The following is a 13,563-nucleotide window of genomic DNA, read 5'->3' on the forward strand; positions in this document are numbered from 1 at the left end:
ATGAACGCCGGCCGATACGATATTGCCGTGATCGGCGCCGGCGTGATCGGAACGACGACCGCGCTCTATCTTGCCGAGCGCGGCCTGTCGGTCGCGCTCGTCGACCGCAAGGGCATCTCGTCCGAGACCAGCGCCGGCAATGCGGGCGCCTTCGCCTTTTCCGACATTCTGCCGCTCGCCTCTCCGGGCATCATGCTGAAAGCACCGTTCTGGCTGATGGATCCGACCGGGCCGCTTTCGGTGCCGCCGGCCTATCTGCCGACGATCGCACCGTGGCTCTGGCGGTTCTTCAAAGCCGGCAGCCGCAAGAACTATGAACGCAGCATTTCGGCGCAGGCGGCCTTGATGCGTGTCGCTGAGGCCGAGACGGAGCAGCTTCTGGAGCGCACCGGCTTGAAGCATATGATCGTGGCTCGCGGCGCCCTGCATCTCTACGACACCGAACGCAGCTTCAATGCCGCTGCGCGCGGCTGGGACCGGCGCACCGAATACGGCATCAGCCACCGCCATCTCGACCGCGCCGGCATCGACGCGATCCAGCCGGGCACGGCGCAGACCTTTCGCCACGGCACCCATGTGGCCAGCTGGTCGAACGTTGCCGACCCGAAAGCCTATGTCGTTGCGCTCGGCGAGCGCGCCGTATCCCTCGGCGTCCATATGGAAGTCGCCGACATTGAACGGATCGCCGTCGAGGACGCCGGCGTCCGCCTCTCCTTCACCGATGGACGCTCGCTGCTCACCGAGCAGGCGGTGATTGCGGCAGGCGCCTGGTCGCATCGGCTGGCGGCATTGATCGGCGACCGGATCCCGCTAGAAACGGAGCGGGGCTACAACACGACGCTTCCGAAATCGGCACTCGATCTCAATTGTCAGATCATTTTCGACGACCATGGCTTCGTGGTGTCGCCGCTCGGGCAGGCCGTGCGCGTCGGAGGCGCGGTAGAGTTGGCGGGGCTTGACCGGCCGCCGAACTTCCAACGCTCGAAGACGATGCTTGCCAAAGCTGCACGGTTCCTGCCGGAATTGAACCCTGTGGGTGGCACGGAATGGATGGGCTTTCGCCCCTCCCTGCCCGATTCCCTGCCCGCCATCGGACGGTCGCGCCGCGTACCCCGTGTAATCCATGCCTTCGGACACGGCCACCTCGGCCTGACGCAGTCCGCGGCGACCGCAAAGCTCGTTGCCGACATCGCGCTCGATCGCGACACCGAAATCCCGCTTACACCTTATTCACCGCACCGGTTCTGAAAGCATTCCCATGGCGCGCCACTCCTTCTTCTGCATCGACGGTCACACCTGCGGCAATCCCGTTCGCGTCGTCGCCGGCGGCGGGCCGCAGCTTCAGGGCGCGACCATGCTGGAGCGCCGCGCGCATTTCATCGCCGAATACGACTGGATCCGCACCGGGCTGATGTTCGAGCCACGCGGCCACGACATCATGTCCGGCTCGATCCTCTACCCGCCGACCCGGGCCGACTGCGACATCGCCATCCTCTTCATCGAGACGTCGGGCTGCCTGCCCATGTGCGGCCACGGCACCATCGGCACGGTCACGACGATGATCGAACACGGGCTGGTCAAGCCAAAGACGCCGGGCATCGTAAAGCTCGACACGCCGGCGGGCCTCGTCACCGCAACCTACCGGCAGGAAGGCGACTATGTTGAAGAGGTCCGCATCACCAATGTCGCGTCCTTCCTCCATGCCGAAGGGCTGAAGGCGGACGTCGAAGGCCTGGGCGAGATCACGGTGGACGTTGCCTATGGCGGCAATTTCTACGCCATCGTCGAGCCGCAGGCCGCCTTCTCCGATATCGCCGATGTGTCGGTGCAGGACCTTCTGACCTGGAGCCCGCGCCTGCGCGCTGCGCTGAATGCCAAATACGAGTTCCAGCATCCCGAACATGCCGACATCAAGGGCCTGCGCCATGTTCTGTGGGCCGGCGCGCCGCGCGACCGACAAGCGCACGCGCGCAACGCCGTCTTCTATGGCGAAGCCGCGATCGACCGCTCGCCCTGCGGCACGGGCACCTCGGCGCGCATGGCGCACTGGGCGGCGAAGGGAAAGCTGGCGGCAGGCGACGATTTCATCCACGAAAGCATCATCGGGTCCCTCTTCCATGGCCGCGTCGAAAGCGAGACGACCGTCGGCGGCAAGCCGGCGATCATTCCGTCCATCGGCGGCTGGGCACGCGTCACCGGGCTCAACACGATCTTCATCGACGACCGCGACCCGTATGCGCACGGTTTTTCGCTCGCGGCGCTTTGATACGCTGACCACCTGAGACTTTCGCCGCAGATTTTCCCGCAAAGTCCACCGCAGCCGCAGATTGCGCCTGCGGCACGATGTCGGCCGCGCCGTAAACGCGCCATTTTGCGTTGCGCCAGCGCTTTTCATCCCATAGTCTCCGGTTCACGCAAGATAAACGGACGAAAAGTCACGAAATGCAGAGTTTTGCAGACGCGTTTGGTGAAGCCTTTCGGCTGATCGCATCCTTCGATGCCGATCTGCGTGCCATCGTGTTCTTGTCACTGCAGGTGAGTCTGTCGGCCGTCATCGTCGCCGCGATCATCGGCCTGCCGCTGGGCGCGTTCCTCGCCGTGGCCAACTTTCCGGGCCGAACGGCAATCGTCGTTGCCATCACAGCGCTCATGGGGCTGCCACCGGTCGTCGTCGGCCTGATCGTCTACCTGCTGCTCTCGAATTCCGGCGCCCTCGGGCCGCTGCAACTGCTGTACACGCCCACTGCGATGATCATTGCGCAGTCGCTCCTGATCACGCCGATCATCGCGGCGCTGGCCCGTCAGACGATCGAGGACCTGAACGACGAATACCACCAGCAGATGACCCTCTTCGGCCTGACCAGCGGCCAGCGATTGGTCACGCTCCTTTGGGAAGGACGCTTCTCGCTGATGACCGCGCTGCTTGCCGGCTTCGGCCGCGCCATCGCCGAGGTTGGGGCGGTCATCATCGTCGGCGGCAACATCAACCACGTCACCCGCGTCATGACGACGACGATCGCGCTGGAAACGGCAAAGGGCAATCTGGCACTAGCGCTCGGGCTCGGCATCATCCTGGTGTCCATTGCCGTTGCCGTAAACAGCCTTGTCTTCGCCTTGCGCGGAACGGCGGAGCGCGCTGCCTATGCTTGACCGCACCGATACAAGGGCGCTGGCCGCCACCCCCGTTTCGGGACGCGATCTCAAGATCGAGCGCGGCGGCAGGCTGCTGCTCGATATCGAGCAGATCGTCTTCGGCCATCAGGCCGTCACCGCCATACTCGGCCCCAACGGCGCCGGCAAATCCATGTTGATCAAGTCGCTCGCCGGGCTGCAGAAGCCGGATCGCGGCGACGTTTCCTGGAACGGCTCGGCGCCCTCGCGCGATGGCTACCGCAAGGTCGGCATGCTGCTGCAGCATCCCGTGCTGTTTCGCCGTTCGGCGATCGCCAACGTCGTTTACGCCCTGAAACAGGCGGGCCATGGCACCCGCGACGCGCAGGCGCTGGCGCACGGAGCGCTCGAGCATGCCGGCCTTTCCGCCATCGCCGACACTTCGGCGCGGCTTCTCTCCGGCGGGGAGAAACAGCGCCTTGCCATGGCCCGGGCGCTCGCCCTGAAGCCCGAGATCCTCTTCCTCGATGAGCCGACGGCGAGCCTCGATCCCGCCTCCACGCTGCGCATCGAAGAGATGATCGGCGCCGCAGCAAAGGCCGGAACGATCATCGTGCTCGTCACCCACGACATGGCCCAGGCAAGGCGCCTCTCCGAGCGCGTGCTTTTGATGCATCGCGGCCGGATCGTCGAGGATGGACAGACTGCCGAATTCTTCGATCGCCCGCAGACGCAGGAAGCGCGCGCCTTCGCCGCCGGCGAAATCCTTCTCTGACTGCAACCAAAAACCAACGGGAGAAACGACCCATGAACAGACTGACATTGCTTTCCGCAGGCGTGGCCTTCACGCTTGCCGCCGCACCGGCGCTCGCCCAGGAAGACAACTTCATCATCGTCCAGTCGACGACCTCGACCGAAGCCTCCGGCCTTTACGAGCATCTGCTGCCGATCTTCCAGGAAGAAGCGGGCATCGAGGTTCGCGTCGTTGCCGTCGGCACCGGCCAGGCGATCAACAACGCCGAGAACTGCGACGGCGACGTTCTGCTGGTGCATGCAACCGCGCAGGAGGAAGCCTTCGTCGAGGCTGGTTTCGGCGTTTCGCGCGAGCCTTTGATGTACAACGACTTCGTCATCGTCGGCCCCCCTGCCGATCCGGCCGGTGTTGCCGGCTCGACCGACGTGGTCGACGCGATGACGAAAATCGCCGAGAGCGAGTCCATCTTCGCGTCGCGCGGCGACGATTCCGGCACACACAGCAAGGAACTGGAACTCTGGGAAGTTGCCGGGATCGACGTTTCTGCGGAAAGCGGAAGCTGGTATCGCGAAACCGGCTCCGGCATGGGTGAGACGCTCAACACCGGCATCGGCATGGGCGGCTACGTGCTGACCGATCGCGCGACCTGGATCAACTACGGCAACAAGGGCGAGTACACGGTCGCTGTCGAAGGCGACGAGGCAATGTTCAACCCCTACGGCATCATCCTCGTCAGCCCCGAGCACTGCGCGAACGTCAAGGTCGAAGCCGGCCAGACCTTCATCGATTGGATGCTTTCGGATGCGGGCCAGCAGGCGATCGCAGACTACGAGATCGACGGCGAGCAGTTGTTCTTCCCGGACGCCGATGCGAGCCAGAGCTGATCGCTCGATTTCCGAAATCGGACACCCGGACGCGATGAGCGCCCGGGTTTCCATCCATGCCGCCGGCAGCCTGAAGGCGGTCGTCGGCGAAATCGCCCATGCCTATGGCGCGGCGAACGGGACGCAGATCACCACGCGCTTCGGCGCATCCGGACTGCTGCGCCAGCGCATCGAGGCGGGACAACGACCCGACCTCTTCTTCTCTGCCGATCTCCACCATCCACGGCAACTCCAGGAAGCCGGACTTGCCGGACCGCCTCACGCGATCCTCAGCAACACGCTGTGCCTCATCCTGCGCGCCGGGCTGAAAGTTGAGCCTGATACGCTTCTCGATGCGTTGCTGGCGCGCGATGTGACGATCGGCATGTCGACGCCCGGAGACGATCCTTCCGGCGATTATGCGCTCGAATTCTTCCGCAGGTGCGACGCGCTACGTCCGGGCAGCTTCGACAGCTTGAGCGTCAAGGCCCGCCGGCTGACAGGGAGCGTGGACAAGCCCAAGGCGCCCGGCGGCCGAAATCTCTATGGCTGGCTGATGGCCAAGCCTGCTGCCGATATTTTCGTGACCTACCGAACGAACGCGACAATCGCTTTGCAGGAAGAACCTTCGCTGGGCGTTGTGGATCTGCCGGAAAATCTCGCGGTGGGCGCGACCTACGGACTTGCGCTCCTCGATGGGGCCGGCGATGCCGCGAAGCGCTTTGCCGACCACCTGTCGAGCGACAGTGTCGGCGACATCTTCGCGCGCCACGGATTCACGCATCTGACGGGTACGCGGCCATGACCATCACGACAAAGCTTGCTGCCGTCATCCTCGCATCCATCCTCTTCCTGCCGATCGCACAGGCGCGCACGATTACCGACAGCGCCGGACGCGTCGTCGAGATCCCGGACGAGATCAAGCGCGTCTATGCCGCCGGACCGCCGGCCATGGTGCTGCTTTATGCCTTGCGGCCTGAGGTGATGACCGGCTGGCCGCGCCGGCCCTACCCGGAAGAGATGCCGTATATCGCCGAGCCCTACCGCGACCTGCCCGAAACGGGCCGGCTGACGGGACGCGGCGGCGAAGCCAATCTCGAAGTCGTGCTGTCCATCCAGCCCCATCTCATTCTCGATTTCGGCTCGGTAACAGACACCTATGTGTCGCTTGCCGATCGCGTGCAGCAGCAGACCGGCATTCCCTATCTCCTGATCGACGGACGGTTCGAGAACACGGCCGAGGCCTTGCGTCTCGTCGGAGAGGCGCTCGGCGTGCCCGAACGCGGCGAGGAACTCGCCGCATATGTAGAAGCCACCTTCGCCGATATCGATCAGGTTCTGGCCGAAGTGCCGGTCGAAGAGCGTCCGCGCACCTATCTTGCCCGGGGGCCCGACGGGCTCGAAACCGGCCTTGTCGGCTCGATCAATACCGAGATCATCGAACGGGCGGGCGGGCGCAACGTCGCCGATCCCGGCAATGGCCAGCGCGGCCTCGTGCAGGCCTCGATGGAACAGGTGCTGACTGCAAATCCCGACACGATCATCACCTGGGACCGCAATTTCCACGCCGCAGTCTGGACCGATCCGCTTTGGCAAAGCGTCGAGGCCGTACGCAATGAGCGCGTCTTTTTAAGCCCGACGGCGCCGTTCGGCTGGATCGACCGTCCGCCCTCGATCAACCGAATCATGGGCCTAAAATGGCTGAGCGGTCTGTTCTATCCGGACCGGATCGAGTTCGACATCCGCGAGGACACGCGCGCTTTCTACGAGCTGTTCTACCACGTGACGCTGTCCGACGCGGAACTGAACACGCTCGTCGAATGGTCGGATGGCCAGCCACCGGCTGCGCCGCGCTGACATGCGGCGATGTCTGAAGGATCAACGGCATAGCCTGACCTGCGGAATCCGTTTGTGAGGCGGCACCCCAACACGAGCAGCGGTCGATTGACGACACCATTGGTTCTCCTCGCTCTCGGCATCGGCGCCTTGGCGCTCTTCGCCATGACGATCGGTGCCTATCGACTGGATCTCACCGACATCTTCTCCGTTGTCTTCGGGCAGGCGGCCGCGGACCCGCGGGCGCAGATCGTCATCTGGTCAATTCGTCTGCCGCGCGTGCTTGGCGCGCTCGCTCTCGGCGCCTGCCTGGCGGCGGCCGGAGCGGTCTATCAGCAGATCTTCCGCAATCCGCTCGTCTCGCCCGACATCCTCGGCGTCTCGGCCGGCGCAGGGCTCGGCGCCGTCATCGGCATCTTCCTGTCGCTGCCGGTCATCGGAATACAGATGCTCGCCTTCGTCGGTGGCCTGACTGCCGTCGGTGCGGTGATGGGGCTGGCAGCCGGCATCCGGCGGCAGGACACGGTGCTCGTGCTGGTGCTTGCAGGCGTGGTGATCGGCGCGCTGGCCGGTTCAGCGACGTCGCTGTTGAAGGTGCTGGCCGATCCCTATGACCAGCTCCCCGCCATCACCTTCTGGCTGCTCGGCAGTCTCGCCGCCATCGCCGGCAGCGACATCATGGCGGCCCTGCCGTTTGCGATCGTGGCACTCGTTCCGCTCATCCTGCTGCGACACAAGGTCGATGTTCTCGCTATGGGCGACGAGGAAGCCCGCGCGCTCGGCGTCGATACCGGCCGCATCCGCATCATCCTGATTGTCGCAGCCACGCTGATCACCGCGTCGGTCGTTTCCTTTGCAGGCGTCGTCGGCTGGGTCGGGCTGATCATCCCGCATTTCGCGCGCATGCTGGTCGGCCCGAGCTTCCACCGCCTGTTGCCGACAGCGATCCTCATCGGGGCCGGATTCATGCTGGTCGTCGACACCATCGCCCGCACCATCGCTGTGACGGAAGTGCCGCTCGGCATCCTCACCGCCGTGATCGGCGCGCCGGTTTTCGTCTATCTGCTGGCGCGCGGCCGGAGGGCATGGTCGTGACCCTGCTTCGCGCCGAGCGCCTCGCCATCGGCTACGGCCGGACGCAGATTGCGTCGGGTATCGATCTCACGATCCGTGCCGGCACGATCACATGCCTGCTCGGACCGAATGGATGCGGCAAGACGACCTTGCTGAAGACGCTGATCGGCCTCATTCCGCCGCTCGCCGGATCGGTGACGGTGGATGATGCGACGATTGCCGGCCTTTCGGCGACGGAGAAAGCACGCCGCATCGCCTATGTCCCGCAGCAACACGCGCCTCCCTTCCCGTTCACCGTCGGTGACGTGGTGATGATGGGTCGGCAGGCGCATCTCGGCCTTTTCGCAGCACCGGGCAAACGCGATCGCGAACGGGTTGGCGCGGTGCTCGCGCAGATCGGTATGGGGCACCTTGTCGAGGCTGATTATTCGCGGCTTTCCGGTGGCCAGCGACAGATGGTGCTCATCGCACGGGCGTTGGCTCAGGACACCACGCTGCTTGTGCTCGACGAACCGACGGCGAGCCTCGATTTCGGCAATCAGGCGCTGATCCTGTCCGAAACAGTGCGGCTGGCGCAGGCAGGCTTCACGATCCTGATGTCGACGCACGACCCCGATCACGCATTTGCCGTGGCGGACGATGTGATCCTGATGAGGGATGGTGTCATTCTTGCCCGTGGCGCGCCGCGCGAGACGCTGACGGCAGAGGCGCTGCAAGCTGTCTACGGCGTCGAGATCGCGGTGGAGACGCTGGCGAGCGGCACGACGATCGCCGTGCCGCAGATTCAAGGGGTCACTCGACGCCGAGAATGATGTCCGAGGATTTGACGATCGCGGTGACCGTCTTGCCTTCCGACAAATTGAGATCGTCGATCGCTTCGACCGTCACGGTGGACGTGACGAAGTGACCTCCGCCGATATCGATCTTCACCTTGCCGGCTACGGCTCCCCGGGTGATTTCGACGATCTTGCCTTCGAACACATTGCGTGCGCTGAGTTTCATAGGTGGTCCTTTCAAGGGCCGTTGTAGTGAATGGTTCCCGTGTGGGAAACATCATATCCGCCAAGCTGTTCCGCCCGATCTTGAAACTGCGATGTGCGGGTGAATGAGAGGAGTTTCTGCAGGCTTGGCGCACAAAAATCCCGCCGCCAGACGAGCAAGTCGAAACGCTCTTCGGTGATTGGCACGAAAGCGAGCTTGTGCTGGCGAGCGACAGCCGCGATGCCGAAGCCGAGATCGGCGTCGCCCTGCGCGACCGATTGGGCGAGATCCGTCTGGTTGCGCGCCACATCGGGCAGGAGCGTGAACTGGCCGGGCGCAAGGCCCGCTTCAGTGAGCAGCAACTGGAACAGATCCTGGCTGCCGGCGCCCTCCTGGCGGAAGACCACGCGCCGTTCGGCGATATCGGCGATCGAGCCGATGGATTCGGCATGCTCTGGCTTGATGATCAGACCCTGGCTGCGTTTCGCCCATTCGACGAGGACGACCGGCTCGTGATGCATGTCGAGCGATATGCGCCGCTCATTGGCGTTCGAACCGGCTTCTTCCTCGGGTGTTCGATGAAAATGGATGCCGGCGGCGACCGCCTGCCCTGCCTTCATGCGCCGCAGCCCGTCGGCGGAGCCATCGTAATAGGTCGCAAGCTCGCTGCCGGAAGCACGAAGGGCCCAATCGAGAAGCGGATCGTGGCTGCCTGCGACGACGGCCGGATGGTCGCGCAGTGCGGAAAGTTCGGCGCCATAATCTGTGTTCTTGCGCAGCCACGCCATCAGCGCATCGCGCGGGAAGATCAGCTTCCCCGTCACCTTGGTAACCGGCAAAACGCCTTCCGCCGTGAGGTCGTAGAGCTTGCGCTCCTTGATCCTCAGAAGATCGGCCACTTCCTTGACGGTGAGAAAATCGTGCATGGTTGTGCAACATAACGGCAGGACCATCCGCTGCAAGCAGTTTGGCCGGCCAAAGCGTCGCATTCACTTCTAAGGGTCGCTGGCGCGCCGGAAGACGCGCCAGCGGAGAGGAGTTGCAGGTTTTACTGCGTTGCTTCTTCGATCAGAGCACGCGCACGATCGACGATCGCCTGGCCTTCGAGACCACGGCCGTCCATCTCGGCGATCCAGCTTTCGACGACGGGCTGAGATGCCTCGACCCAACGTGCGACCTCTGCCTCGTCCAGAACGATGATCTCATTGCCGGCTTCCTCGGCAATCGCGCGTGCCGGTGCATCGTATTCCTGCATCGTCTTGCCGGCGAGAGCGGAGAATTCGAGCCCGCTGTTCTCGTCGATGACGGCCTTCAGGTCGTCCGGCAGGCTGTCATACTTCGCCTGGTTCATGGCCAGCACGAACGTCGCGACGTAGAACGCCTGGGTTCCTGCGAATTCCGTGTGGCTGTCGACCAACTCCGAGAGACGCAGCGACGGCGTCACTTCCCACGGCACGACGGCGCCGTCGATCACGCCTTTCGAAAGCGACTCCGGAATGGCCGGAACCGGCATGCCGATCGGAGCGGCACCCATCTGCTCCAGCAGCTGCGTGATCATGCGGGTCGGCGCGCGCAGCTTCAGATCGGCCATATCTTCGAGCGAACTGACGCCGTCGCCCTTCACGTGGACGAGACCGGGGCCATGCACCCAGGTGCCGAGGATCTTGATCCCGGCGAAATCGGTCTCCTGCATGCTTTCTTCGAACAGCTGCCAATAGGCGCGCGATGTCGCCTCGGCGTCGGCGGAGAAGAAGGGCAGCTCGAACACTTCCGACTGCGGGAAGCGGCCGGGAGTCGAGCCGGGCAAAGTCCAGACGATATCCACGACGCCGTCGCGCGCCTGGTCGATGAGCTGTGGGGGCGTGCCGCCGAGCGCCATCGCCGAATACATCTCGATTGCGATACGGCCATCGGACGCTTCCTGGACGCGCTCGATCCAAGGCTTCAGCACGTAGGCCGGCACGTTCGCCTGCTCGGGCAGGAACTGGTGCAGCCGCAGCGTCACGTCCTGTGCGGTGGCGATCCCTGCTGAAAGAAGCGCGCTGCAGGCGACGAGGCCGCCGGCGAGCATGCTGCGAATGCGTGTGGTCCGTGTCATGATAAAGTCCTCCCTGGCGCGGTGCTCCCAATGCCCGCGCTTGTAATTGGACATAAGCAGGCGCCGACCGCCCTGCCAACAGCCCAAGGCCGCCATGGGGCAGGATTTTTGGTGCATGACGTGCGCGGGCCGACAATCCTTGCAGCCGATCGCTTGTCCCGGCGGCGCAGACTGTTATGCACGATGACATGAGATCGCAGGGAGAGCGAACACAGCGATGATGGCTCTTTACGAGATGCCAGGTCACCTGATCCGGCGCATGAACCAGATTTCCGTCGCGACTTTTCAGCAGGAAGCCCAGACTGCCGGTTTCGACCTGACGCCGGTGCAGTTCGCGGCAATCTATGCGATCGCGCGAAACGAAGGCATCGACCAGGCAACGCTGTCGAGCCTGATTGCCTATGACCGCGTGACGATCGGCGGGGTGATCGACCGGCTTCTGACCAAGGGCCTGGTGCGCCGCGAAGTGAGCGAACGGGACCGGCGGGCGCGCGAACTCTATCTGACCGAGAAGGGCCGAGACCTCCTGACGGCGATGATGCCCGCGGTCCAGAAGGTCCAGGAGCGGATGCTGGAAGGCCTGAGCGCGGAGGAGCGCGACAGCCTGGTCGCCCTGCTGAAGAAGGCGACGACCGGCGCGAATGCGGGTTCGTTCGACACGCAGAGTGAGGGGGATTGAAGACGCATGGCCGAGAACAACCCGCCCCCAAGCAACATCATCCAATGGCAGAAGACGACACTCAACCGGGGCGATCATGCGCGGCTTATGGGACAGAAGCCTGCGGTTCTCTGGTTCACGGGCCTGTCCGCATCGGGTAAATCGACCATCGCCAATCTGGTGCAGGTCCGGCTGCACAAGGCCGGCGTCAAAACCTTCCTGCTCGATGGCGACAATCTCCGCCACGGCTTGAGCAGCGACCTTGGGTTTTCTGCAACCGATCGCGTCGAGAACATGCGGCGGGTGAGCGAGGTCGCACGGCTGATGAGCGATGCCGGACTGGTCGTGATCGTCGCTTTCATCTCCCCGTTCACGGCGGAGCGTGAGGCGGCCCGTGCGCGCATGGTCGACAGCGAGTTCATCGAGATTTTCGTCGACACCTCATTTGAGGAATGCGCGCGCCGAGACCCGAAGGGCCTCTATCGCAAGGCGCTTGCGGGGGAACTTTCCAACTTCACCGGCCTCGATTCGCCCTACGAAGCGCCTGCTGCTCCCGACATTCACCTCAAGACGGCTCACACTGGTGCGGAAGCGCTGGCCGACGCGGTCGTCGATCATCTTAGAAATCGGGGCTTGGTGCCCTATGGCTGAAACAAGACAGATCGACCACGCAGCGGTGCTTGCTATCCTGCTGGAGGCCGCGCAGGCGGCCGGCACTGTGCTGGTCAGCATCTTTGCGCAGGGCTACGAAATCCGCAGCAAGTCCGATGGCTCGCCGGTAACCGAGGCCGATACGGCCGCGGAACTGCTGATCCTTGCGGAACTGCACGCGCACTTCCCGCAAATCCCGATCGTCGCCGAAGAGGCTGCGGCCGCCGGAGTGCTGCCGGCGGACCTCGGTCAGCGGTTCTTTCTCGTCGATCCTTTGGATGGCACGCGCGAATTCGTGTCCGGTCGCGCGGAATTCACCGTCAATATCGCGTTGATCGAGCACGGCTGCCCAACAGTCGGCGTGGTGGTCGCGCCGGCCCTTGGCCACACCTATTACGGCTCCGAGGCGGGCGCCTTTCATGTGGATGAGAGAGCCGGACGGACGACGCGGCTGATGGCCGTTTCAACCCACGACGATCCCGTCGCCGTCGCGAGCCGGTCGCATCGCGACCCGGACACCAATGCCTATCTCGCGCACCGCAAGATCACCAATTGCGTTAGCGTAGGCTCCTCCCTGAAATTCTGCCTGCTCGCGGAAGGCAAGGCCGATATCTATCCGCGCTTTTCCCGCACCATGGAATGGGACACGGCGGCCGGCGATGCCGTGTTGCGCGCGGCAGGCGGGCGGACTACGCTTGCCGACGAAGTGACGCCGCTCGCGTATGGCAAGCGCCCCGAGGCGTGCGAAGACGATCCGCAAGGCTTCACGGCCGCCTTCGCCAACCCGCCCTTCATAGCCTTTGGCCGAGGGCGCTCGGCAAAACCTAGCCGATATGATCGATGAGGATCATCGTGCCGAGCGCGCAGAGCACGACGCCGGCGACCATTTCGGCATAGCGGCCGAACCGGTTGCCGATCGCCTTGCCGAGCAGCACGCCGGCCGTCGACATCACGAAGGTCGCCATGCCGATGCCGGCCGATACGGCCAGGATGCCGGCCAGATCCATATCGATGAAGGCGAGCGACAGCCCGACTGCCATGGCGTCGAGGCTGGTGCCGAACGCCGTCGCGAGAAGAACGAAGGGCGAATCGGAGGATGGACGCCCGGCGCCTTCGCCGCCTTCCTGGCTGAACGCATTGTGGATCATGTGGATTCCGACCAGTCCCAGCAGGCCGAAGGCAATCCAATGATCCACATGGGCGACCCAGTCGCTGGCGGCGATGCCGGCAAGCCAGCCGAGAAACGGCGTTAGCGCCTCGACGAGACCAAACACGGCGCCGATGCGCAGCGCCCGGCCCAGTTGCGCACGATCGAGCACAGTGCCGCGACCGACCGCGACGGCAAAGGCATCGACCGACATGGAGACGGACAGGAAGAAGACGGCTGCTGGGGACATGGCTTTGACCGAAGACGGATCGAAAATCGGGGGAACGGGCCGCCCGTCCGCCAACGGTCGGCCATACCCACGGTCTTGCCGGGCCGGCATCGCCGGCTGAACGCGCCACGCCATGAGGGCGATCGTGTTGACGCGCCCCC

General features: G+C 64.2%; 15 protein-coding genes and 1 pseudogene. 12 read left to right on the top strand and 4 right to left on the bottom strand.

The annotated features are described in order from the left end of the window. The 9 genes from GC125_RS13910 to GC125_RS13950 all read left to right on the top strand — a co-directional run bounded on the left by GC125_RS13910 (window position 1) and on the right by GC125_RS13950 (window position 8,450). Window positions 1-1,248, top strand: a complete 1,248-nt coding sequence (locus GC125_RS13910; protein WP_151986185.1) for an NAD(P)/FAD-dependent oxidoreductase — start codon at window positions 1-3, stop codon at window positions 1,246-1,248. 10 nt (window positions 1,249-1,258) lie between these two features. After that, on the top strand, window positions 1,259-2,266 hold the full coding sequence (locus GC125_RS13915) for a 4-hydroxyproline epimerase (protein ID WP_151986186.1): 1,008 nt from the start codon (window positions 1,259-1,261) through the stop codon (window positions 2,264-2,266). A gap of 176 nt (window positions 2,267-2,442) precedes the next feature. Further along, complete coding sequence (locus GC125_RS13920) at window positions 2,443-3,150, top strand: ABC transporter permease (RefSeq protein ID WP_151986187.1); 708 nt, start codon at window positions 2,443-2,445, stop codon at window positions 3,148-3,150. After that, window positions 3,143-3,886: an ATP-binding cassette domain-containing protein gene (locus tag GC125_RS13925; RefSeq protein ID WP_151986188.1), complete on the top strand. Its 744-nt coding sequence runs from the start codon at window positions 3,143-3,145 to the stop codon at window positions 3,884-3,886. Before GC125_RS13920 ends, GC125_RS13925 begins: the two co-directional genes overlap by 8 nt. Window positions 3,887-3,918: 32 nt before the next feature. Then, window positions 3,919-4,749 carry an ABC transporter substrate-binding protein gene (locus GC125_RS13930; RefSeq protein ID WP_151986189.1) on the top strand — a complete coding sequence of 277 codons (831 nt, stop codon included), beginning with the start codon at window positions 3,919-3,921 and terminating at the stop codon, window positions 4,747-4,749. A 34-nt stretch (window positions 4,750-4,783) separates the two neighbouring features. Continuing rightward, the gene (locus GC125_RS13935; protein WP_199864577.1) at window positions 4,784-5,533 is read left to right on the top strand and encodes a substrate-binding domain-containing protein; all 750 of its coding nucleotides are present in this window, start codon (window positions 4,784-4,786) and stop codon (window positions 5,531-5,533) included. Continuing rightward, window positions 5,530-6,585 (top strand): iron ABC transporter substrate-binding protein, encoded by a 1,056-nt coding sequence (locus tag GC125_RS13940; protein ID WP_151986191.1) that lies wholly within the window; start codon window positions 5,530-5,532, stop codon window positions 6,583-6,585. Before GC125_RS13935 ends, GC125_RS13940 begins: the two co-directional genes overlap by 4 nt. Window positions 6,586-6,672: 87 nt before the next feature. After that, window positions 6,673-7,659 (top strand): FecCD family ABC transporter permease, encoded by a 987-nt coding sequence (locus tag GC125_RS13945; RefSeq protein WP_151986192.1) that lies wholly within the window; start codon window positions 6,673-6,675, stop codon window positions 7,657-7,659. After that, complete coding sequence (locus GC125_RS13950) at window positions 7,656-8,450, top strand: ABC transporter ATP-binding protein (protein ID WP_353617083.1); 795 nt, start codon at window positions 7,656-7,658, stop codon at window positions 8,448-8,450. Before GC125_RS13945 ends, GC125_RS13950 begins: the two co-directional genes overlap by 4 nt. Here GC125_RS13950 and GC125_RS13955 read toward each other — a convergent pair. The 3 genes from GC125_RS13955 to GC125_RS13965 all read right to left on the bottom strand — a co-directional run bounded on the left by GC125_RS13955 (window position 8,431) and on the right by GC125_RS13965 (window position 10,717). Next, the gene (locus tag GC125_RS13955) at window positions 8,431-8,640 is read right to left on the bottom strand and encodes a TOBE domain-containing protein (protein WP_151986194.1); all 210 of its coding nucleotides are present in this window, start codon (window positions 8,638-8,640) and stop codon (window positions 8,431-8,433) included. The two genes, GC125_RS13950 and GC125_RS13955, sit on opposite strands and share 20 nt — an antisense overlap. An 11-nt stretch (window positions 8,641-8,651) precedes the next feature. Beyond that, window positions 8,652-9,545 (bottom strand): substrate-binding domain-containing protein, encoded by an 894-nt coding sequence (locus GC125_RS13960; RefSeq protein ID WP_151986195.1) that lies wholly within the window; start codon window positions 9,543-9,545, stop codon window positions 8,652-8,654. Between the two features lie 122 nt (window positions 9,546-9,667). Continuing rightward, complete coding sequence (locus GC125_RS13965) at window positions 9,668-10,717, bottom strand: TRAP transporter substrate-binding protein (protein ID WP_151986196.1); 1,050 nt, start codon at window positions 10,715-10,717, stop codon at window positions 9,668-9,670. Window positions 10,718-10,934: 217 nt separating this feature from the next. On the opposite strand from GC125_RS13965, the gene GC125_RS13970 reads away from it, so the two are divergent. The 3 genes and pseudogenes from GC125_RS13970 to cysQ all read left to right on the top strand — a co-directional run bounded on the left by GC125_RS13970 (window position 10,935) and on the right by cysQ (window position 12,870). Further along, complete coding sequence (locus tag GC125_RS13970) at window positions 10,935-11,396, top strand: MarR family winged helix-turn-helix transcriptional regulator (RefSeq protein ID WP_151986197.1); 462 nt, start codon at window positions 10,935-10,937, stop codon at window positions 11,394-11,396. A 3-nt stretch (window positions 11,397-11,399) separates the two neighbouring features. After that, window positions 11,400-12,026, top strand: a pseudogene (gene cysC, locus GC125_RS13975) (adenylyl-sulfate kinase); the annotation flags it as partial. Continuing rightward, window positions 12,019-12,870 carry a 3'(2'),5'-bisphosphate nucleotidase CysQ gene (gene cysQ / locus GC125_RS13980; protein WP_151986199.1) on the top strand — a complete coding sequence of 284 codons (852 nt, stop codon included), beginning with the start codon at window positions 12,019-12,021 and terminating at the stop codon, window positions 12,868-12,870. The pseudogene cysC and the gene cysQ, both read left to right, overlap by 8 nt. Here the strand turns inward: cysQ and GC125_RS13985 are convergent. Then, window positions 12,851-13,423, bottom strand: coding sequence for a manganese efflux pump MntP (locus GC125_RS13985; protein WP_151986200.1), 573 nt, complete (start codon window positions 13,421-13,423; stop codon window positions 12,851-12,853). The genes cysQ and GC125_RS13985 overlap by 20 nt on opposite strands. Between the last annotated feature and the right edge of the window lie 140 nt (window positions 13,424-13,563).

The organism is Rhizobium sp. EC-SD404 (assembly GCF_902498825.1).
Classification (GTDB): Bacteria; Pseudomonadota; Alphaproteobacteria; order Rhizobiales; family Rhizobiaceae; genus Georhizobium.

Coding starts and splice junctions, on each gene's coding strand:
- GC125_RS13910 (WP_151986185.1), top strand. CDS start 1: ATGAACGCCGGCCGATACGATATTGCCGTGATCGGCGCCGGCGTGATC.
- GC125_RS13915 (WP_151986186.1), top strand. CDS start 1,259: ATGGCGCGCCACTCCTTCTTCTGCATCGACGGTCACACCTGCGGCAAT.
- GC125_RS13920 (WP_151986187.1), top strand. CDS start 2,443: ATGCAGAGTTTTGCAGACGCGTTTGGTGAAGCCTTTCGGCTGATCGCA.
- GC125_RS13925 (WP_151986188.1), top strand. CDS start 3,143: ATGCTTGACCGCACCGATACAAGGGCGCTGGCCGCCACCCCCGTTTCG.
- GC125_RS13930 (WP_151986189.1), top strand. CDS start 3,919: ATGAACAGACTGACATTGCTTTCCGCAGGCGTGGCCTTCACGCTTGCC.
- GC125_RS13935 (WP_199864577.1), top strand. CDS start 4,784: ATGAGCGCCCGGGTTTCCATCCATGCCGCCGGCAGCCTGAAGGCGGTC.
- GC125_RS13940 (WP_151986191.1), top strand. CDS start 5,530: ATGACCATCACGACAAAGCTTGCTGCCGTCATCCTCGCATCCATCCTC.
- GC125_RS13955 (WP_151986194.1), bottom strand. CDS start 8,640: ATGAAACTCAGCGCACGCAATGTGTTCGAAGGCAAGATCGTCGAAATC.
- GC125_RS13960 (WP_151986195.1), bottom strand. CDS start 9,545: ATGCACGATTTTCTCACCGTCAAGGAAGTGGCCGATCTTCTGAGGATC.
- GC125_RS13965 (WP_151986196.1), bottom strand. CDS start 10,717: ATGACACGGACCACACGCATTCGCAGCATGCTCGCCGGCGGCCTCGTC.
- GC125_RS13970 (WP_151986197.1), top strand. CDS start 10,935: ATGATGGCTCTTTACGAGATGCCAGGTCACCTGATCCGGCGCATGAAC.
- cysQ (WP_151986199.1), top strand. CDS start 12,019: ATGGCTGAAACAAGACAGATCGACCACGCAGCGGTGCTTGCTATCCTG.
- GC125_RS13985 (WP_151986200.1), bottom strand. CDS start 13,423: ATGTCCCCAGCAGCCGTCTTCTTCCTGTCCGTCTCCATGTCGGTCGAT.